Genomic DNA, 19,907 nt, shown 5'->3' with positions numbered 1-19,907 from the left:
ATGGACGATGTAGGCAGGCGCCAGTTCCTCACCCTCCTCGGAGGGACTGTCCTGATCGCAGGATGTGCCCCTGGCGGGCCCGGCTCCGACCAGAACGCCCCGCTCAGCGCCGCGTTCAACCAGGCCATCAACGACCTGGACCCGCACGGTCCGAGCGCGGTCGATGAGGCGTCGCTGCTGGCCAACCGGCAGATCTACGACACCCTCGTGACCAGGAACGGCGCCGAGCCGGCGCCTGGCCTGGCCACGTCGTGGACCCAGCCCGACGACAAGACGTGGGTGTTCACGCTCCGCGAGGACGTCACCTTCCATGACGGCAGCAAGCTGACCTCGGCCGATGTGAAGGCCTCGCTGGAACGGCTGGTCAAGTCGACCGGGCCGCAGAAGCCGCTGTGGGCCGCGGTCGCCTCGGTCGAGACGCCGGACGAGCGGACCGTCAAGATCACCACCACCGAGCCGCTCGGCACGATGCTGGTGAACCTGACGCTGGCGTTCATCCTCCCAGCGGCCCAGATGGGTAAGGCGGGCTTCTTTCGCAAGCCGGTGGGAAGCGGGCCGTTCGCCGTGGAGTCGTTCACACCGTCGTCACAGCTGGTCCTCACCCCGGTGAAGAACTACTGGGGCGGCGCGTCCACGCTGCGGGGCCTGCGCCTGCCCTACATCCCCGAGGCGTCCACGCGGATGACCTCGCTGCAGAACGGCGAGGTGGACGTCACCTGGATCATCCCGCCCGACGAGCTCAAGCGCCTGCGCCAGGTTTCCGGGATCTCCGTCGCGAGCACACCGGGCCTGAACTACTTCCTGACCTGGTTCAACTGCGGGCGCAAGCCGTTCACCGACCCCAAGGTGCGCCGCGCGCTCTCCCACGCGCTCGACGTCAAGGGCATCGTCGCCAACCTGTACGGCGAGGCCGCGACGGTCATGGACGCGCCCATCCCGGCGGCGGTGTTCGGACACGCTCCGCAGAAGCCCTATGAGCACGACCCCGACCTGGCCAAGAAGGAGCTGGCAGAGGCGGGATACGCGGACGGCATCCGTACCTCGATGATGTGGTTCAGGGACACCGGGCCTTTGGCTACCGAGCTGGCCCAGTCGTTCATCTCCGCGTGGGCCAAAGTGGGCGTGGTCGTCGAGCCGCAGCAGATCGAGAAGGCCGCCTGGATCAAGCGGCTGACCGCGCTCGACTGGGACATCGAGCTCCAGGTCAACACCGTGACCACCGCCGACGCCGACTACACGCTCGGCCGGCTGTACACCTCGGCGGCCAACCGCATGGGCTACGCCAACAAGGAGCTCGACGCGCTCCTGGCTGAGGCCAAGTCGACCGCCGACCAGGACAAACGCAAGGCCCTGTACGGCCAGGCGTGCGCGATCATCTGGTCCGACGCGGTCGGCGTGTTCCCGGCGGCGCTGACCGCCACCTACGGCGTGCGTTCCACGGTCAAGGGCTTCCGCCCGGCGGCCAACAGCCAGCCCGAGTTCAGGACGGTCTCCGCCGATCATGCCTGAGGGACGCCGTACGACGCTGAAAGACATCGCCGAGAGCCTCGGGGTGTCGGTCAACACCGTGTCGCGGGCGCTGTTGGACAAGGACAGCGTCGGCGTGGAGACCAGGAACCGGGTCAAAGCGGAGGCGGCTCGGCTCGGCTACGTGCCGAACGTGACCGCCCGCTCCCTGGTCCTGGGCTCCGCGACCACGCTCGGCATGGTGATCACGAATCCGTCCAACCCGTTCTACGCGCAGCTGATCAGTGGCATGGAGCAGCACTGCCGTGAGCACGGCTACTCGCTGCTGCTGATGGCGACCGAGGAGTCTCTGGACAACGAGCGGCGAGCAGCCGAGGAGCTGCTGCGCCGCGGCGTCGACGGGGTCCTGATGGTGGCCGTGCAGGAGGGTGCCGAGCACTGGCGCCCGTTCCGCTCGGCCGGAGTGCCGCTGGTGCTGATCAATCGTGACATCCCCGAACTGAACGCGGACCTCGTAGGCGTCGATCATGCTCGCGGCGGCTACGAGGCGGCCAGGCACGCCCTCGACCAGGGCGCCAGGAAGATCTACTTCCTGGAGGAGGACCTGGGCGTCTCCTCGGTGACCGACCGGGTCGAGGGCTACCGCCGCGCCATGGCCGAAAGCGGGCTGCCGATGCGGCAGGACACGGTGATCAAGGTCCCGACCAGGCGGCTGGAACAGAGTGCGATGCCGTGGGACCCGAGCGAGGCCTACCGGATGGCCCGCGAGGTGATCGGCGCCGCCGAGCGCCCGATGGCCTTCGTCGCGGGGAACGACTACTTCGCGCTGGCCATATACCGCGTCGCGCACGAGGCGGGGCTGCGCGTCCCCGAGGACGTGCTGGTCGTCGGGTACGGCGGCCACCCCTTCGCGCCCTATGTCATACCGTCGCTCACCACGGTCGACCTGCCCGCCGCGGACATCGCGGTGTCGGCGGTCGACTGCATGCTGCGGCGGCTGACCAAGTCGGCCACGGGCTCGCCGGAGAAGATCCTCTTCCCGCCGACGCTCATCGTGCGCGGATCGAGCCGCCGATGACCGGATTCCTCGGACGCCGCCTCGCCCAGGCGCTCTTGCAGATCTGGGGCGCGGTCACCATCGTCTTCATCGCGCTGCGAGTGCTGCCCGGCGACCCCGCCGAGCTGATCCTCGGCAGCCAGGCCACCCCCGAGCAGCTGGCCGAGCTCCGCACCGAGCTGGGCCTGGATCAGTCCATCATCGCGCAGTACTTCGGTCACCTGCTCGACGTGCTGCGCCTGGACTTCGGCGACTCCTGGCGGCAGGGCGGCAGCGCTCTGGACGCCACGCTGGAACGGCTCGGCCCTACACTGAGCCTGTCGATCTGGGCCATGATCTTCACCGTGGTGCTCGGTTTCCTGGCGGGCACGTTCGCGGCCAGGCACGCCAACACCGTGGCCGACCACCTGGTCTCCGTCTCGTCGCTGGTCGGGCAGGCTCTGCCGCCGTTCTGGATCGGCATCATGCTCTCGCTGATCTTCGCCAGGCTGCTGCAGATCCTGCCGAGCACCGCCGACGGCACCATGGCCAGCCTGCTGCTGCCCGCGCTCACGCTCGCGCTGCCGTTCGTCGGCTGGCTCGGCCGTCTGGTGCGCACGGGGATTCTTGAGGAGATGAACCAGGACTACGTGCGCACGGCTCGGGCCAAGGGCCTGAGCAGGCGGGTGGTCTTCTACATCCACGTGCTGCGCAACACGTTGGTGCCCGTCGTGACCATGCTCGGCCTGCTGATGGGCTTCTTCATCGCCAACGGCGTCATCGTCGAGGTGGTCTTCGCCTGGCCGGGGATCGGCTCGCTGCTCGTCGACTCGATCACCTTCCGCGACTACTCCGTGGTCGAGGCCGTCCTCACTGTGGTCACCGTCTGCTACATCACGCTCAACCTGCTGGTCGACGTGCTCTACAGCTACCTCGACCCCAGGATCCAGTTGGAGAACGCATGACGCTCGACACCGCCGTCCTCCGGCGGCTGCCCCTGCGAGCGCGGCTGGCCATCGGGACCGTGCTGCTGTTCGCGGTCGCCGGCGTGGTGGGGCCGCTCCTCGTCCCGTTCGAGGCCGCGGTCACCAGCCCGCAGGACCGGCTGCTGCCTCCGGGTAGCCGGTTGTCCGACGGCGCCATCGCCTGGCTCGGCACGGACCAGGTGGGCCAGGATCTGCTGGCCGAGGTGCTGGCCGGCATGCGCACGTCGCTGACCGTGGCGCTGGTGACTGTGCTGGTGGGCGGGTCGATCGGCCTGGTGCTCGGCCTCCTGTCCGGATATTTCGGTAGCTGGACCGATGGCATCGTCTCCCGCATCGGCGACATCCAGCTCGCCTTCCCCAGCCTGCTCCTGGCGATCCTGCTGGCAGGCGTCCTCGGGCCCAGCATGGTCAACGTGATCATCGCCCTCGCCGTGACCCGATGGGTGATCTTCGCGAGAGTGGTGCGCGGGTCGGCGCTGGCCGTACGGCACCGCGAGTTCGTCGACTCCGCCCGCGTCCTCGGCGCCTCCCACGGGCGCATCCTCATCCACTACATCCTGCCCTCCTGCCTGCCGCCGCTGCTCGTGGCGGCGACCGTGCAGGTCGGCCTGACCATGGTCGCCGAGGCCTCGCTGAGCTTCCTCGGCCTCGGCGTGCCCGCCTCGCAGGCCTCCTGGGGCGCCACCATCGCGCAGGGCCGCGACTACCTGGCCTCCGCCTGGTGGATCGCCGCCGCACCCGGCCTCGCGCTGGCGCTCGTGGTGGTCAGCATCGGCGTGCTCGGTGACCTGTTGCGAGACCTGTCCGACCCGATGACGGAGCTGAGCGCATGAGCCCCCTGCTGGAGGTCGAGGACCTGGCCGTGGAGTTCGGCGGCACTCGCGTCGTGCGGGGCGTCTCCTTCCAGGTCGAGGAGGGCGAGACGCTGGCCGTCGTCGGCGAGTCGGGCAGCGGCAAGAGCGTGACCGCGCAGTCGCTGCTCGGCCTGGTGCCGCACGGCGCCCGGCTGGCCGCAGGTCGCATCCGCATCGAGGGGCAGGAGGTCACCGGGCTCACCGACGAGCAGTGGCAGAAGCTCCGCGGTGAGCGCATCTCGATGATCTTCCAGGACCCGCTCAGCGCGCTGAACCCGTCGCTGACGGTCGGCTACCAGATCGGCGAGATGTTCCGGAGGCACCGCGGCCTCGGCAGGAAGGAAGCGCGCAGTCGGTCGGCCGAGCTGATGAGCCTGGTCGGCATCCCCGACGCCACCCGGCGGTTGGACGAGCATCCCCACCGCTTCTCCGGCGGCATGCGCCAGCGCGTGATGATCGCCATGGCGCTGGCCCTCGACCCTCGCCTGCTCGTCGCCGATGAGCCGACCACCGCACTGGACGTCACCGTGCAGGCCCAGATCCTGCGGTTGCTGCGCGAACGTCAGCGGGCGGAACGCCTCGGCATGATCCTCATCAGCCACGACCTGGGCGTGGTCGCCAGAGCCGCCGAACGGGTCGCCGTCATGTACGCGGGCCGGATCGTGGAGACGGGAACCGTGCCCGAGGTGTACGAGCGGCCCGCCCACCCCTACACCCGCGGCCTGATGCGCGCCGTGCCCTCCGTGCGCGACGACAAGTCGCTGGAGATGATCGGCGGCCAGCCGCCCGACCTGAGCAAGCCGCTGACCGGCTGCTCCTTCGCCGCCCGCTGCCCGCTCGCCCGCGACGTCTGCCGCGAGAGCGATCCCGAACCCCGTCAACTCGGACCCGGGCGCACGAGCGCCTGCCACTTCGCCGAGGAGGTGATCGCGCATGCTTGAGCTCGTCGATCTCGTCACCACCTACCGCACGCGCCGCGTCGAGGTGCAGGCGGTGGCCGGGGTGAGCCTCACCGTCGGCGAAGGTGAGACCGTGGGCCTGGTCGGCGAGTCCGGCTGCGGCAAGTCCACCGTGGCCAGGACCATTGTCGGCCTCGTCCGCCCTGCCTCCGGTCAGGTGCTCTTCGAGGGCAAGGACCTGGCGTCGCTGCCCGCCAAGGAGCTGCGGCGGCTCAGGCAGGAGATCCAGCTGATCTTTCAGGACCCGTACGCGTCGCTCAACCCGCGTATGAAGGTATCTGCGCTGATCAAGGAGGCTTGGCGGATCCACCCCGGCCTGGTGCCACGCGAACGATGGGACGAGGAGGTGCGCGACCTGCTCGACCGGGTAGGGCTGCGGCCCGAGCACGCCGACCGCTACCCCCACCAGTTCTCGGGCGGGCAGCGCCAGCGCATCAGCATCGCCAGGGCGCTGGCCGTGCGGCCGCGCCTGATCATCTGCGACGAGGCTGTCTCCGCGCTCGACGTCTCGGTCCGCGCCCAGATTCTCAACCTGCTGCAGGAGCTCCAGCGCGACCTCGGCGTCGCCTACCTGTTCATCTCCCACGACCTCGGCGTCGTCCACCACCTGTGCGACCGGGTGGCGGTGATGTACCTCGGCAAGGTCGCCGAGATCGGCCCGAAGGACAGCATCTACGCCAAGCCCGCCCACCCCTACACCCAGGCGCTGCTGTCGGCCGCGCCCGGGATCGACGACTGGCGAGAGACCGACCGTCACGAGATCGTCCTGTCGGGAGATGTTCCCTCCCCGTTGTCGCCGCCGACAGGCTGCCGGTTCCGCACGCGGTGTTGGCTGGCCCAGGATCGGTGCCGCGACGAGGAACCCTTACTGATCGAAAGAGGCGCCGGTCACCCGGTCGCCTGCCACTTCGCCGCCTCATAAGGAGATTTCCATGACCAAGACGGTCATGTCTGCGCTGGCCGCCGCCGCGCTGGCCTTACCGCTCGCCGTGTCCGTCCCCGCGTCGGCCGCCGACTCCACCTGCGCCGCCGCGCCCCTCGTCCCGGTCACCACGGTCGCCGTGTTCAACAACCCCGTCGCGGGCGAGGGCGCCGCCATCGTCCAGTGGCTCTGCTCCATGATCAAGCAGACCCCGGCGGGCGCCAGGATCAGGGTGGCGCACTTCGTCATGTCGGGTGCGGCGGGCGAGGGCTTCGCGACCGAGCTGATCAAGGCCCGCGACCGCGGCGTTCACGTGCAGGTGCTCGTCGACGGCGACACCCGCGGCGGCACGGTGGCCGCCCAGCTCGCCGCCGCACTCGGCACCGACATCACGGCGAACTCCTGGCTGCACGTCTGCACCGGGCCGATGTCGGGCGGCACCGCCGCGTGCATCGGCAACAAGGGCCAGCACAACAAGTTCTACCTGTTCTCGCGCACCGGCTCCGCCTCCGACGTCGTCGTGCAGTCGTCGGCCAACCTCACCGACCTGAACTCCACGACGTACTGGAACAACGCCGTCACCTTCACCGATGACCGGCAGCTGTCGCGTGCGTACAACAGCTACTTCGAGGACCTCGCGGCCGAGCGCAAGAACCTCGACTACAACCGCACCGTGCACACCGGCTCCGTCGTCGCCACCTTCTTCCCGCAGGCCGAGGGCGACATCATCGTCGACAGCCTGCGCAGGGTGTCGTGCCGGCCGGGTGAGAAGATCCGCGTGGGCATGTCCGAGTGGGACACCTTCCGCATCGCGATCGCCGACCGGCTGCGCGAGCTGGCCAGGAGCGGCTGCGACGTGCAGATCGTCGCCGGGATCCTCAGCCCGGAGGTCAAGCAGAGTCTCCTCACCGAGCCGCGCGTCGACCTGCGCCTGCTCGCCGACGGCAGCGCGCTGCCCGGGCGCATCCACTCCAAGTACCTGCTGGTGGACGGCAAGGTGTACACGGGCAGCCACAACTTCAACGAGACGTCACTGCGCCGCAACGACGAGACCCTGCTGCGCGTGAACGACCGCGGGATCTACGGCCAGTACGTCGCCAACTTCGAAACCCTCCGCGCCGCCGCCGTGCCTGCCAACGCCTGACCCTCCACCGCCCCGACCAGCGCGGCGCTGCTCGCGCCCCGTTCTGCGCCACGAAGGTCGCCCCCAGACCGACCACGGCGGCTGCTCTCTCATCCCGGGACGCCCGGGTGGACGGGGCCGTGCGGCTCGGCGCAATGCGCTTGGGCCTCGCCGACGGTGATCAGTTCAGGCGGATGAACACCCGGCCGGCGTCCCTGACCAGGCCCCATCCGGCCTTGAGCATCAGCCCGGCCACCACCAGCGCGGCCAGCGCGTCGGCTCGGGCCCAGCCCGCCAGCCCGGTGACCACCACGTACGCGCCCTCCACCTCGGGAGGATCGATGAGACGGCGGACGCCTTCGTAAAGGAAGTAGGCGCTCAGGAGCAGCAGCGTGATGCCGTTGATCTGAGCTGAGATGATCTCCGCACGCTTGAGCCCGTAGTGAACCCGCCCTGCGGCGGCTTGGCGGCGATCAGCGCGAAGACGATCGCCACCGCGTCGGTGAGCCTGTGACCGGCATCGGAGATCAATGCCAGCGATTGCGCGATCACGCCGATGACCACCTCGATCGCCATGAAGGCGACGATCAACGCCAGCGCGCCGCCCAGAAAGCGCCGGCCGGCGTCCACGCTGACCGCGTGGCCATGTCCGTGACCGTGGTCATGTCGAGCATGGCAGCACCAAACACCTGAACAGCGATTCAGATGTTTAAGCATTAGGTAACGAGTCAACAACTCTGCGTAAGCGCCATCGCTCAGCAATCGATCAGTTGAAAGGACACGGCCATGCACCCAGACCAGGACGGGCATGACCACGCCCCTACCGAAGTGCTCGACGAGCGCCAAGTCCGCACGTACCTGACGAGTCCCGCGAAGGTGCTGGACCCGACCGCGGTCCGCAACCAGGTCTTCACCGTGGTCCGCCTGCGGGAGGGGTACGACCTGACCGAGGTGGACGCCTTCCTCGGCCACGTGGAGGCCTCACTGGGAGTGCTCCTGCGAGAGAACGCCGAACTGAGCGCTCGCAACACTTCGGATGCGCGGTCGAAAGCCGATTCCGCCCGGATCATCGCCCTGGCCCAAGAGACGGCCGATCGCGCGGTCGCCGCCGCCCGTCAGGAGGCGGACCGCATCACGCGGGAGGCCCGCGACCGGGCCGAAGCTCTCGTCGAGGAGTCCCTGGACCAGGCCGCGGCTCAGCAAGCACTGGAGCGGCAGGTCCACTCGCTGAGTCGCTCGGTGACCGACTATCGCGACCGCTTGGCGAACACTCTGCAGACCCAGCTGAGCCAGATCCAGCACCTCCTCGCCGAGCTGACGGAGATAGGCGACAGCCGGCCGACCTCCTCATCCGACGCCGATCCGATCACCGATCGCCAGCCGCCTGAATAGGGAGGACCCGTGCAGACAACGACGTGGATGCTTGCCCTCGGACCTGTGCTTGAAGGCGGGCGACCGGGGGCCGAGGCGTGGCTCGCCGTAGGGCTGGTCTCGCTCTCCACGCTGGCCGGAGCATGGCTGGCCCGGCGTGCCTCCGAACGGTTGACCATGTGGCTGACCGTCGCCTCGGCCATGATGATGGTCACGGCGCTGACCGATCTCCTCCCGGACGCCTGGCAGGATGCCGTCGAGCACGGGGTTCCGCTGTGGGTCGTCGGCCTCTCCGTCGCCGTCGGCTTCCTCCTGATCACCTACTTCACCCGTAAGGGCTGCGGGCATGGCCACCGTCGCCCTAAGACCCTCGCAAGGCACGCACCTGGTCTGCACCGGCGGGTCAAACAAGCCGTCGGCGCCGCCTTGTTCGGCGGAATGGGGACGGCGGCGGCCCTGACCGTGCATCGCACCATCGAAGGAGCGACGTTGGCGCTTGCCGCCTCGGCCGTCGTCGTCATCGCTTTGATGGTGCACTCCGCGAGCGAGGGCCTGGCTCTGGCCGCCCTTCTCGACATGGCCCGGCAGCGGCTGTGGCCCTGGCTGGTGGTCTCGTGTGTCAGTCCCGCCGTCGGCGTCCTCGTCGCCGGGGCCGGCCCGATCCCTGGCCAGGTGGTGCCGCTCCTGCTGGGCGCGGTCACCGGAGTGCTGTTGCGTACCGCCATCGTCGGTATTCGTCTGGCCTCCGGCAACGGGAGCGGGCTTCCCCGCCGTCATCTCGTCCTCGCGGGAGTGGCGGCGGCCACGATGACAGCGGGCCTGGCCGCCTTGCACTGGGTCAGTCCGCCCTTGGTGAGCGACGACACGAAGCACGACGGTCTCCGCCCGAAGATGAATCAGCGGGTTCAGCCGACCGATGGGCCGAACGCGCGCGTACGGCCCACACCCACCTCGTCACCGGCCAAGCGCCCGCGGAAGCATCCTCGGGAGGGGGCGAAGCTGGAGGATGTTTCGTGAGCGGCCCCTGCTCGGCTGCCCGGCTACGGCAACGCCACCGGGGATTGGCGAAGGTTCATGGCAATCGCCCTCAGCAGGCTCCATCCCGTGATGTCACACTCCGGCCGCCCACATCCCTCACAGCAACATGACCATTCAAGCGTTGCGCACTCCGGAAGCACGTTTCCACGATCTGCCCGACTACCCGTTCGCGTCGCACTATGTCGAGATCGGCCAGGCCCGGCTGCGGATGCACTACATCGATGAGACGCCCGCCGACCCCAGCGGGGAGACGGTCCTGCTGCTGCATGGCAACCCGTCATGGAGCTACCTCTACCGGCACGTCATTCCCCCGCTGGTGGCGGCCGGACACCGCTGCGTGGCCCCCGACCTCATCGGCTTCGGCAAGTCCGACAAGCCGGCGAGCCGCTTCGCCTACACATACCGGAACCATCTGGACTGGCTGCGGGAAGCCCTGTTCGACCGGCTCGACCTGCGCGAGGTGACCCTGGTGTGCCACGACTGGGGCGGCGCGCTGGGATTGCCGCTGCTGGCGGCGCAGTCCGGTCGGTTCCGCCGCGTGGTGGCCAGCAACACCGGCCTGTCCACCGGGGAGGAGGACCTCGGCGAAGGCTGGCCGATGATGGCCGCGTGGCTGCAGTCCAGCCAGCGGATCCACCCGTTCGAACCAAGCAAGGTCATCGACTCCTTCACCGTCAACGACCTGGCCCTCGAGGAACTGGCCGCCTACGACGCGCCCTACCCCGACGAGTCCTACCTGCCGGGCGTCCGCCAGTTTCCCCTGCTCATCCCGATCTCCCCGCAGGACGAGAACACTCCGGCGCTACGCGAGGCGTGGGCGGTGCTGGAGAGCCTCGACATCCCGTTCCTGTGTGCGTTCAGCGACCAGGACCACATCACCCGGGGCGACCACAGCGCGCTGAGCGGTCGCATCCCCGGCGCCAAGGGTCAGTCCCACATCACCATCTCCAACGCCGGTCACTTCGTGCAGGAGGATCAAGGGCCCGCATTCGCGGCCGTCATCGCCGGCTTCATCCGTTCGACCGCAAAGAAGCACCGTTAGCCTGGCCCAGTCGAGGTGAAGGCAGGGTAGTGGGGCAACTCGGCGACATTCCACTCTGCGGTTGTCTCCAACCATGCCTGGACGGCTTCCCGGACCGCGGGGAGCTCGTCCCGGCCCCGGTCGAGCTCGTTGAGCAGATGACCCCACCGGTAGCGCAGGAGCTGGCGCTCGCTCGGCACCGGCGTCCGGGTGGAATGCATGGGCTGATCCCGCTTACGGGCCCGCGGCAAGAGGACCCATGTCATGAAAATCGTCCAGGTGGCCACCGCCTCCCTCATCCCTGCCTCCCAAAGCTCGTCGTCGGCCAGTTCGGGATGAACGGCGACCACCTCCTTGCGATAGACGTCCTCGATCTCCGCTTCCAACCCGGGCGGCAGCCGGAACACGCACCAGCACGTGGCGAACGGCATGCGTACGTAGGCCGCTTCGAGAAAGGCCGAGTGATATCCGGCGCCCTCGAAGTCGAGCACCCGCAGCCCAGCCGCTGTCAGCAGGTTGTTGTCCGGGCAGATGTCGCCTGGGGAGAACACCGGATACCGCTCGCTGCTCGCCTCCAGCGCCGTCAGTTCGCCCTCAAGCCCCGAAGGTGCAACGGGTAACACCTCTCCCAGATCGCCTATGTCGCGGAAGAGACGCCATCCCGCGCCCTCCCCCGAGTATGCGGCCCGAGATCGCTCCCACTCCTGCTGTCGCCCTGCGGCGGCCACGGCGATCCGCCCGTAGGTCCGCGCCCACGCGAGCAGCCCTTCCCTCGCCGCTTCCGCCGAGTCCCCGAGCAGCACGTCAGCCAGGCTCGGCGCGACGCCGAGGTCCGACATCACGATCAGCGGGAAGGACGGGTCCACAGCCAGCAACCGGGGCCCGAACCCGCCACTGAGCGGCAACCCGGCCGCCTCGGCCGCGAAGCCCGCAGTGTCCCGATACGCCTTCACCACCACCGCGCCGCCATCGTCAGTCACACACCGCAGGACGTGGCTGCGCGAGCTCCCGCCCAGATCGACCGGCCGGCTGACCCTCTTGCCCAAGACCGCCGAGGCTGCCGCCAAGATCCTCTCCACGCCCAAGACTCTAGAGGCCCACTGGCTCGGACGTGGCGGCGCTCTCGAGCCACACAGGCTAGCGGCGCGCGAGGGCCGGGCTAACAGCGCGCCAGAGCCGGGCTAGCGGGATCGTGAAATATCCAGATCGTGGATCTCCTGCTCGTCGCGTGCCAGGTCCTGATCGGGGCCGTGTTCGCCGTTGCCGCGTTCACCAAGCTGCGCAGCCGCGCGGACCTGCGCTCCTTCGCGTCCACCCTGGTGATCGTGCCGGAACGGCTTCGCCTTCCGGTGGCCGGTGTGGTCGCGACGAGTGAGGCGGCGACGGCTGCGCTCATGGCGATCCCGGAGATCGGGCTGGTCCTCAGCGGGATCATGCTCGGCGCATTCAGCCTGGTGATCGCTGTCATCGCCTGGCGGGGCATGCGAGTGTCCTGCCGCTGCTTCGGCCCGTCCGAGGTCTCGCTCGGCTGGGTGCATCTGGTGCGAAACGCCCTGCTGTTGCTGGTGGTGGTGCTGGGTGGGATGGCGGTGACCTTCACGGGCGGGCCGCCGGCCGCGCCGGCGCTGGCCGTGGCGTTGCCGGCCGGGCTGGCGGGGGCGGTCGTGCTCATCGCCTTCGACGACATCGCCGAGTTGTTCATGGACAGATAGGGGGAGGGCAGATGCAGTACCTGGTCGCCGCGGTCGTGCTGGTCGGTCTGCTGTGCATGGTGAACTTGCTGCTGACCGTCGGCGTGATTCGCCGGCTGCGCAGGGAGAGCTTGCCGCCGTCGATGATGGCGGAAGACCTCTCGCCCGGCGCGAGGGTCCCGCAGTTCGCCGCCATGACCACGAGCGGTGAGCCGATCTCCCACGAGCTCCTGAACGGACCCGCGCTGGTCGGCTTCTTCTCGCGTGGCTGTCAGCCGTGCAAGGAACTGCTCCCACTCTTCGTGGAGCGGGCACGCGGCACGTCGGACGCCGTGCTCGCCGTGGTCGTCGCCGACCCCGGCCATGACTCCGCAGCCGACATCGAACGGCTCTCGGAGGTGGCACGTGTCGTCACGGAGGTGCCCGGGGGACCCCTCCAGACGGCGTTCAAGGTCAACGCGTACCCGACGGTCATCACGATCGACGCCGCGGACACGGTCGTCAGCAGCGGCCACACCATGCCCGCCGAGGTCAAGGCGTCGTGAGGCGGGCGATCCTCGCGGCGGCGTGCGGGCTCGCGGGTCTGGCCCTGCTGGCCGTACGGCTGCGCGCGACGTACCTGGTGATCCGCGTCCGCGGCAACAGCATGGCCCCGGCGCTGACCCATGGAGACCGGATCCTGTCCCGGCGCACGCAACTGGCGGCGCTGCGCAACGGGCAGATCGTCGTCGTCCTGAGCCCTCGCCCGACCGGAAGCAAGTTCCTGGTCAAACGCGTTGCCGCCCTGCCCGGCGATCCGGTCCCGGAGTGGGTACGGAAGGTCGTCGCCGACGACGTCGTCCCGGCCGGCAGGTTCGTCCTGATCGGTGACAACACCGAGGCCAGCTTCGACTCCCGCGAGCACGGCTTCTTCCACGCCGACGACCTCCATGCCGTCACTCTCCGGAAGCTGGAGCCGCAGCATGGCCGTTGACGGGGTGCGCCTGACCGCCTCCGCGCGTGAGGCGGCGGCCACCGGCTGGAGCGGCGCCGCCGTTCCCATGATCGGGTACGCGCTCACTCTCCTGGGCATGGCCACGGCGCCGGTCGCGGTGGCCTGGCTGACCAAGCTGGTCATCGACGGCCTCACCGGGACGGCCTCCCTGGCCGAGCTGCTGGGCCTCGCCGCGGGCCTGGCCGGTACCGGCGTCGCTGCCGCGATCCTGCCGCACTGCTCGCGGTACCTCGGCGGCCAGATCGGCCGCGCCATGGCGGCCACCACGACGGACCGGCTCTTCGCGGCCACGGCACGATTTCCCGGGCTCCGGCCCTTCGAGGATCCGCGTTTCCTCGACCGGCTGCGCCTGGCCCAGGAAGGGACGTCCAGGGCCGACGGCATCGTCACCGAGGCCTTCGGCCTGGTCCGCTCAGCCGTCACCGTGATCGGCTTCGTCGGATCCATGCTGGTGATCAGTCCTGCCATGACGCTGATCGTGTTGTGCGCCGCCGTACCGGCACTCATCGCGCAGCTGAAGCTGTCCCGCCAGCGCACGACCATGATGTGGGAGATCGGCCCGGCGGAGCGACGGCAGCTCTTCTACAGCACGCTGCTCAGCACGATCGAGGCGGCCAAGGAGATCAGGCTCTTCAACCTGGGCGGATTCCTGCGCGGCCGGCTCATGGCCGAGCTGTCGACGACCCATGCGGGCAAGCGGCGGATGGACCGCAAGGAGCTGTCGGCGGAGGGGGCGCTCGCCCTGCTGTCCGCCGTGGTGGCCGGCGGCGGCCTCATCTGGGCCATAGGCGCGGCCCGGACCGGCACGCTCACCGTCGGGGACGTGTCGATGTTCACCGTCGCCGTCGTCGCCGTCCAGGGCGCGCTCGACACCCTGGTCAACGGCATCGCGATCACCCATCACAACCTGCGGCTCTTCGGCCACTACGTGGCGGTGGTCAGGGCCGAGCCCGACCTCGTCGTGCCGGCCGGCTCCGCGCCGCTACCGCGACTGAGCCGGGGGATCGAACTGCGTGACGTGTGGTTCCGCTACAGCGACGACCATCCCTGGATCCTGCGCGGCGTCGACCTGTTCATCCCGTACGGCGCGGCCGTTGCGCTGGTCGGGCTCAACGGCGCGGGCAAGAGCACGCTCGTCAAACTGCTCTGCCGGTTCTACGACCCGAGCCGGGGAGCGATCCTCTGGGACGGGGCCGACCTGCGCGACGTCCGGCCGGAGGCGCTGCGGGAGCGGATCAGCGGCGTCTTCCAGGACCACATGGCCTACGACTTCTCCGCCCGCGACAACATCGGCGTGGGAGACGTCGGAGCCCGTGACGACCTGAACCGGATCCGCGCCGCCGCGCGAAGAGCCGGAGTGGACGAGTTGCTGGCGGCCCTTCCCCGCGGCTACGACACGCTGCTCACCCGGATGTTCACCAGCGAGGAGGACCGCGAGGACTCCTCGACAGGCGTCGTGCTCTCCGGCGGCCAGTGGCAGCGAACCGCCCTGGCCAGAGCCTTCCTCCGCGACGGACGGGACCTGATGATCCTCGACGAACCGAGTTCCGGTCTCGACCCCGAAGCCGAGGCCGACGTGCACGCCCGGATGCGCCACCACCGCGCGGGCCAGACCAGCCTGCTCATCTCCCACCGGCTGAACACGGTGCGGGACGCCGACCTGATCGTCGTTCTCAAGGACGGGGTCGTCGCCGAGCGCGGAAGCCACGACGACCTCATGGCGGTGGACGGCACCTACGCCCGCCTCTTCCGCCTCCAAGCCCGCGGCTATCACGAGACGGCCGCGCCAGGTGAACCCGAAGAGAGAAAGGAGGTGAAAACAGAATGCTGGACAAGCTCATCGACCGGTTGATTCCGACGGCCAAGGCTGACGCGGCGTGCACCGTGAGGTGCGTGCAGGTCAGCTACGACCCGAACACCGGCTGCTACAAGATGAGGTGCTATCGAGCCGACTGCACCTATCGCACGGTCACTCTTTGCGAATAACTCGCCGGAGACCGGAGAAAGGAGGTGAAGACAGAATGCTGGACAAGCTCATCGACCGGTTGATCCCCACGGTCAAGGCTGACGCGGCGTGCACCCCGAGGTGCACGGTCATCGGCCAACCGTCCCCTGGGTGCTACAGGATGCGGTGCGTCAACGGCGACTGCTCCATTCATTACGTCACTGTGTGCGAGTAATCGACGGAGAGAGGTGGGACAGGTGAAGACCATCACCGCACTGGCGGACCGGATCGTCGCCTTTGTCGTACCGGCCGGCGACGCGCAGGCCGCATGCACGCCACGTTGCATCCTCGACCACACGACCTGTACGGGCAGCATCTGTTGCGCTTACTACAAGTGCTGGACGAGCGACTGCACGCCGTACTGGAAAAAGCGGTGCGCCTAGCCAAGTAAAGGGACCACCCCCTGGCTGGCGCCGGCCAGGGGGCACTCCCGTAGAACGCATTAAGGGGCTTGTTGCTAGGTCGACGCGCCTCGGAGTATGTCCTGATGCTGCCGGCGTAGGTAGTCGGCCGGTTCGATGCCGAGTTCCGTACTGAGGATGTCACGCATGCGCCGGTAGGCGGCGAGCGCTTCGGCACGGCGGCCGCGCCCGGCCAGGGCACGCAGCAACATCTCCCACAGGGACTCACGGAAAGGGTGGGCCTCGACGAGGCGCTCCAATTCCGGGATGACCCAGTTGTGGAGGCCGAGCCGCAGCTCGGACTCCACCCAGAGCTCGGACGCGGTCAGGTGCACCGCGTCCAGGCGCCGGCGCTCGCAGCGGACAGTTTCGACGTCGATCTCCGGCGCCAGCGGACCGTGCCACATGTCCAGCGCCTCCCGCAGCAGCCCGGCCGCCACCGCCGGACTGCCCGCGGCCAGCGCCTCCGATCCCTGGGTGAAGTACTGCTCGAACACCCTGATGTCCACCGCTCGATCCGGGACGACCAGGGTGTAGCCGTTCGCGAGGGTGATCAGGTTGACACCGTAGGCGGCAAGCGGTGCCAGAGTGCGTCGCAGGCGGTAAACATACGTTTGCAGACTCGCTCTGGCCGTGGCCGGCGGCTCGTCCGGCCAGAGCTCCGTCATCAGTCGATCAACGCTGACCACTCCGCCCGGGTGCAGCATGAGAACGGCGAGGATCGCCTGCTGCTTCGCGGCCCGGACGTCGATCGCGCGGCCCCCGCCGTCGACCACCGCCAAGCGTCCCAACAGTTGGAACATCGTTCACCTCCGATCGGCATTGTGCAGGTGGCGGGTATATCCCAGGTATGCCAGGCGCACGTGCCGGCTGGTTCCGCTCGGCGGCGTTGCGGCCTCCGTCGTCGTCGCTCTGTGCGGAAATTCGACGGTCGGCCAGTGGCAACCGCTCTTGGCCGGGTGTCTCAGCAGCTGCGGAGGGTGCGATTGCGCGGCCACGTGACGGGGCCGGTTATGCCCCGTCTGGGAAGTCGATCGATGTGTCGGTTCTCAGACCGGTCACGATGAGATGGGCGAGAAGTCCGCCCGCTGCCGGAGACGGTGGGACCGGATGGCCGCTGGCGATGTCCAGCGACGAGAGCGACCGCGTCGGGCGCGTCACTCAGTAAGTTTTTTCCGCGCGCCCAGCAGATCAGGAGGTGAAGCCGGTGGCGACCACGCCCAGGGGTCGCCGGTCATGTGATCGCGGGCGGTGACGGTCGGTGGCACCGACAGGCCGCCACGGCCCGTGCCGGGATCCAGCCGAGCGGCCACCCGCACGTCGTGGTGCTGTTGCCAGCGGCCGAGGAAGGTGGCGCCGGGCCGGTCCAACGTGCCACCGGTGGCCCGCAGCGTGAGCCGGTCCGGCCGTTCGGTCAGCGACCACGCGTGTGGCGGGCGGCTTCGGGGTGAGATCCAGCGCGGGGACAGCGCCGTGGCGTCGAAGTCGTCACGCTCGGGTTCGGCCGGCATCGGGCTCCAGGCCCGAGGCGCCTCGCCGTTGCCACCAGTCGCCCTCGGGCGTGTCGACCAGATCGGCGTGGCCGATGGCCTGGATCGGCCTGTTGGTGCTGCGGCGGAAAAGATGGGGTTGGCCGGTGCGGGCGTGAACGGTCCGCGTGGCCCGTGCCGGACCAGACCGGCCACGGTCCTTCCACGATGACGCCGCGCTTGGGGTCGAGCGGTACTCGGGCATGGCCGGAGGTCATTAGTCGTGCGGATCAGAGGTCAAAGGGGTCCCATCCGTCCGAGCCGGCGAGGTACTTCTGGGGGGTGTAGTTCTCCGCGTCGGCGTCGGCCAGTTGCGGACGGTTGCCATGGACGGCAGCCCCGGGTCCGGTGTTGCGATACTCGAAGAACCGGGCGGCGGTCCAGGAGTTCGCGGACATGTTGATCCACGGTTGTGCGGTGGCGATGGTGGATGACAGCCACGATTCCCGGTACAGCACCTGCGCATCCGGGCGCCACGGCCGGCCGAGTTGGGTGACGTTGTCGGCGGCGCCGGTGATGGCCGACCGGTAGAACAAGAAGCCGTAGGTGCTCTCCGCCGGAGTGCTCGCCGCGGTGATCGGACCGCCGGTGAGCCGCTTCTGGTAGATGTCGCAGCGGTCGAAGACGGCGCTGGCCTCGCCGAAGATGAAGTCGACGGTGCCTTCCACGTAGCAGTTCCTGAAGTAGGCACGGCCGGCACGGGCGTAGAGGGTGTCCTGGTCGCCGAGCACGCGGATGTCGCGATAGACGGCACGGTCCGCCCGGGTGTACAGCGCCACCGCCTGCCCGCCGCTGGTGGCAGTGCTCTCGTCGAAGTCGTTGGCGATGGTCAGGTTGCGGGCGGTGAAGTCGTGGCCGTGGACGAACATGGTCGAGCTGCCCGTGGTGCCGTACGCTCCGGCGTGGCGGTTGTTCACGATGACGGTGCTCTCGGGCGAGCGGCCAAGCCCGCGCAGCGTGATGTACGGCTTGTTCGACGGCACCGTGACGATCTCCCGATAGGTGCCGGGCGCGACGGTGATGGTGACCGGGCTGGTGTTGCCGCTCGGCACGGCGTCGATGGCGGCCTGGACGGTGGTGTATGTCCCGCTCCCGTCGGCGGCCACCGTCGGCTGAGGCGTGGCACTGGCGGGCGACACCACGCCCGCCTGCAGCACTAACGCAGTGGCGGTAAGGATGATCCAGCGACGTGCCTTGCTGAGGTTCTGTGTTCTCATGATGTCCTCGTCATCTGTTCGAGACCGGTCGTGGCAATGCCCTTGACGCCTGGTCAAAGGCCGATGGTGGGCTGCGGACCGGAGGACTCGGCCAGCAATGTGGGAAGGGCGGTGGCGGGGTCGAGGGTGTAGGAATAGAAGCTCGCCGGGTCGAAGGCGGCCCCCTGCTCCTTGATGAGACCGTCGCGCCAGGAGCTCGTGCCGGTGACGACGTTGCCCCGCTGGACCAGCTCGCCGGCGGGATCGACGAAGTACGGGTCGGCCACGTTGTGGAAGAGGCTGTGCTCGATCACGCCCTTGGTCTCGCCACGCGCCCAGTTGCCGTACGACCTGATGTCCTGCAGGTAGTTGCTGTACATGTGCATGTTGAGCAGGTTGCCGCCGCTGGGATTGCGCTGATTGGTGCGGGCGAACCAGTTGTGGTGGAGAGTCATCCGCGTGATGAGGTTGGCCGTCCAGCCGATGCCGAGGGTCTTGTTGTTGTCCAGGAACTGGTTCCACGACACCGTGATGTCGGTGGCGTCCTTGCGGCTGTCGAGCAGGCCGTCGTTCATCCGGGCGAGCCGGTTGTGGTCGATCCAGACCTTCGTCGCGGAATCGATCTGGATGGCGTCGTAGTCGAAGTCCTTGTCATCCGGGTCGTCCTCGGGCATGAGGGTGTCGCGGATCGTCAGGTTCCGGATGATCACGTTGCTCGTGGTGGCGCCGAGGAAGAAGCCGCCGCCGACGATCTCGCCTGCCGTACCGACCCCGATGATGGTCTTGTTGGAGGCCACCTTGAGCTCGGTCCCCTTCGGACTGATCTCGATCGGGCCGGCGACCTTGATGATGTACGGCTCGGCGGCCGTGACGTAGGTGTTCAGCTCTTCCTGGGTGGTCACGGTGACGACCTGGCCGCCCTCGCCTCCCGTCGTGCCCGCGGCGAAGCCATCCGCCTGGCCGGACCAGTGGCGGGGCCCGCCCACCGGGCGGAAGGTCCAGAGCCGGTCGGCGATCTGGTACTTGCCGCCGCCCGCGTAGGTCAGGGTGACCTCGGCGGAGCTGCGATTGGCGCCGTTGACCAGGTGGACCTGACCGGCCGCCGCGGCCTCCAGGCGGAGCTCGGCGGTGCGGCCGCGGCAGGGCTGCTCCCGGAGCTTGATGTCCAGGCACTGGCCGGTCTCGGCGTTGACGATGTGGTAGCCGCCGCCCACGTGGCCTGAGGCGGCTGAGGCCGGGGGCGCGGGGGCGGCGAGCAAGGTCAGGGTGGCAGCCGCCAGGGCGGCATGACGCGCAGTGGTCACAGGGGGGGTC

Annotated in this window: 22 protein-coding genes; 15 read left to right on the top strand and 7 right to left on the bottom strand. The window is 68.9% G+C overall.

What is annotated here, in order from left to right:
- From Q9G87_RS25795 to Q9G87_RS25765, 7 genes are read left to right on the top strand one after another with little or no spacing between them, the layout of a single operon-like run.
- Positions 1–1,509, top strand: a complete 1,509-nt coding sequence (locus tag Q9G87_RS25795; RefSeq protein WP_305919041.1) for an ABC transporter substrate-binding protein — start codon at positions 1–3, stop codon at positions 1,507–1,509.
- Positions 1,502–2,545: a LacI family DNA-binding transcriptional regulator gene (locus Q9G87_RS25790; protein ID WP_305919040.1), complete on the top strand. Its 1,044-nt coding sequence runs from the start codon at positions 1,502–1,504 to the stop codon at positions 2,543–2,545. The genes Q9G87_RS25795 and Q9G87_RS25790 overlap by 8 nt, the downstream gene beginning before the upstream one ends.
- The gene (locus tag Q9G87_RS25785; RefSeq protein ID WP_305919039.1) at positions 2,542–3,468 is read left to right on the top strand and encodes an ABC transporter permease; all 927 of its coding nucleotides are present in this window, start codon (positions 2,542–2,544) and stop codon (positions 3,466–3,468) included. The genes Q9G87_RS25790 and Q9G87_RS25785 overlap by 4 nt, the downstream gene beginning before the upstream one ends.
- Positions 3,465–4,322: an ABC transporter permease gene (locus Q9G87_RS25780; protein ID WP_305919038.1), complete on the top strand. Its 858-nt coding sequence runs from the start codon at positions 3,465–3,467 to the stop codon at positions 4,320–4,322. The genes Q9G87_RS25785 and Q9G87_RS25780 overlap by 4 nt, the downstream gene beginning before the upstream one ends.
- Entirely contained in the window at positions 4,319–5,284 is a 966-nt protein-coding gene (locus Q9G87_RS25775; RefSeq protein ID WP_305919037.1) for an ABC transporter ATP-binding protein, read from the top strand. The genes Q9G87_RS25780 and Q9G87_RS25775 overlap by 4 nt, the downstream gene beginning before the upstream one ends.
- Positions 5,277–6,224: an ABC transporter ATP-binding protein gene (locus Q9G87_RS25770; RefSeq protein WP_305919036.1), complete on the top strand. Its 948-nt coding sequence runs from the start codon at positions 5,277–5,279 to the stop codon at positions 6,222–6,224. The genes Q9G87_RS25775 and Q9G87_RS25770 overlap by 8 nt, the downstream gene beginning before the upstream one ends.
- Before the next feature lie 10 nt (positions 6,225–6,234).
- Positions 6,235–7,368: a phospholipase D-like domain-containing protein gene (locus Q9G87_RS25765; protein WP_305919035.1), complete on the top strand. Its 1,134-nt coding sequence runs from the start codon at positions 6,235–6,237 to the stop codon at positions 7,366–7,368.
- Between the two features lie 160 nt (positions 7,369–7,528).
- On the opposite strand, the gene Q9G87_RS25760 is transcribed toward Q9G87_RS25765, so the two are convergent.
- Positions 7,529–7,675: a hypothetical protein gene (locus Q9G87_RS25760; RefSeq protein ID WP_371825823.1), complete on the bottom strand. Its 147-nt coding sequence runs from the start codon at positions 7,673–7,675 to the stop codon at positions 7,529–7,531.
- A 50-nt stretch (positions 7,676–7,725) separates the two neighbouring features.
- Entirely contained in the window at positions 7,726–7,977 is a 252-nt protein-coding gene (locus Q9G87_RS25755; protein ID WP_305919034.1) for a cation transporter, read from the bottom strand.
- Positions 7,978–8,133: 156 nt separating this feature from the next.
- On the opposite strand from Q9G87_RS25755, the gene Q9G87_RS25750 reads away from it, so the two are divergent.
- From Q9G87_RS25750 to Q9G87_RS25740, 3 genes are all read left to right on the top strand, one after another.
- A complete protein-coding gene (locus Q9G87_RS25750) occupies positions 8,134–8,739 on the top strand; it encodes a DivIVA domain-containing protein (protein WP_305919033.1) in 606 nt (201 codons plus the stop codon).
- A 9-nt stretch (positions 8,740–8,748) separates the two neighbouring features.
- Positions 8,749–9,735 carry a ZIP family metal transporter gene (locus Q9G87_RS25745; RefSeq protein WP_305919032.1) on the top strand — a complete coding sequence of 329 codons (987 nt, stop codon included), beginning with the start codon at positions 8,749–8,751 and terminating at the stop codon, positions 9,733–9,735.
- Positions 9,736–9,877: 142 nt separating this feature from the next.
- A complete protein-coding gene (locus tag Q9G87_RS25740) occupies positions 9,878–10,798 on the top strand; it encodes a haloalkane dehalogenase (RefSeq protein WP_305919031.1) in 921 nt (306 codons plus the stop codon).
- Here Q9G87_RS25740 and Q9G87_RS25735 read toward each other — a convergent pair.
- Entirely contained in the window at positions 10,795–11,856 is a 1,062-nt protein-coding gene (locus Q9G87_RS25735; RefSeq protein ID WP_305919030.1) for a hypothetical protein, read from the bottom strand. The genes Q9G87_RS25740 and Q9G87_RS25735 overlap by 4 nt on opposite strands.
- A 129-nt stretch (positions 11,857–11,985) precedes the next feature.
- On the opposite strand from Q9G87_RS25735, the gene Q9G87_RS25730 reads away from it, so the two are divergent.
- The 5 genes from Q9G87_RS25730 (at position 11,986) to Q9G87_RS25710 (ending at position 15,850) form a co-directional block, all read left to right on the top strand.
- Positions 11,986–12,489: a MauE/DoxX family redox-associated membrane protein gene (locus tag Q9G87_RS25730; protein ID WP_305919029.1), complete on the top strand. Its 504-nt coding sequence runs from the start codon at positions 11,986–11,988 to the stop codon at positions 12,487–12,489.
- An 11-nt stretch (positions 12,490–12,500) separates the two neighbouring features.
- A complete protein-coding gene (locus Q9G87_RS25725) occupies positions 12,501–13,013 on the top strand; it encodes a TlpA family protein disulfide reductase (protein WP_305919028.1) in 513 nt (170 codons plus the stop codon).
- Positions 13,010–13,441 carry a S26 family signal peptidase gene (locus Q9G87_RS25720; RefSeq protein ID WP_305919027.1) on the top strand — a complete coding sequence of 144 codons (432 nt, stop codon included), beginning with the start codon at positions 13,010–13,012 and terminating at the stop codon, positions 13,439–13,441. Before Q9G87_RS25725 ends, Q9G87_RS25720 begins: the two co-directional genes overlap by 4 nt.
- Positions 13,431–15,314 (top strand): ABC transporter ATP-binding protein, encoded by a 1,884-nt coding sequence (locus Q9G87_RS25715; protein WP_305919026.1) that lies wholly within the window; start codon positions 13,431–13,433, stop codon positions 15,312–15,314. The genes Q9G87_RS25720 and Q9G87_RS25715 overlap by 11 nt, the downstream gene beginning before the upstream one ends.
- Positions 15,315–15,664: 350 nt before the next feature.
- Positions 15,665–15,850, top strand: a complete 186-nt coding sequence (locus tag Q9G87_RS25710; RefSeq protein WP_305919025.1) for a hypothetical protein — start codon at positions 15,665–15,667, stop codon at positions 15,848–15,850.
- Between the two features lie 74 nt (positions 15,851–15,924).
- Here the strand turns inward: Q9G87_RS25710 and Q9G87_RS25705 are convergent, their stop codons facing one another.
- From Q9G87_RS25705 to Q9G87_RS25690, 4 genes are all read right to left on the bottom strand, one after another.
- Positions 15,925–16,671: an AfsR/SARP family transcriptional regulator gene (locus Q9G87_RS25705; protein WP_305919024.1), complete on the bottom strand. Its 747-nt coding sequence runs from the start codon at positions 16,669–16,671 to the stop codon at positions 15,925–15,927.
- Positions 16,672–17,025: 354 nt separating this feature from the next.
- The gene (locus Q9G87_RS25700; RefSeq protein WP_305919023.1) at positions 17,026–17,379 is read right to left on the bottom strand and encodes a beta-xylosidase family glycoside hydrolase; all 354 of its coding nucleotides are present in this window, start codon (positions 17,377–17,379) and stop codon (positions 17,026–17,028) included.
- 248 nt (positions 17,380–17,627) lie between these two features.
- Complete coding sequence (locus Q9G87_RS25695; RefSeq protein WP_305919022.1) at positions 17,628–18,614, bottom strand: pectinesterase family protein; 987 nt, start codon at positions 18,612–18,614, stop codon at positions 17,628–17,630.
- A 53-nt stretch (positions 18,615–18,667) separates the two neighbouring features.
- The gene (locus Q9G87_RS25690; protein ID WP_305919021.1) at positions 18,668–19,897 is read right to left on the bottom strand and encodes a pectate lyase family protein; all 1,230 of its coding nucleotides are present in this window, start codon (positions 19,895–19,897) and stop codon (positions 18,668–18,670) included.
- Positions 19,898–19,907 lie beyond the last annotated feature (10 nt).

The sequence above is a fragment of the Nonomuraea turcica genome (assembly GCF_030718205.1).
GTDB lineage: Bacteria > Actinomycetota > Actinomycetes > Streptosporangiales > Streptosporangiaceae > Nonomuraea.
This window is presented reverse-complemented; position numbering and strand designations above follow the sequence as displayed.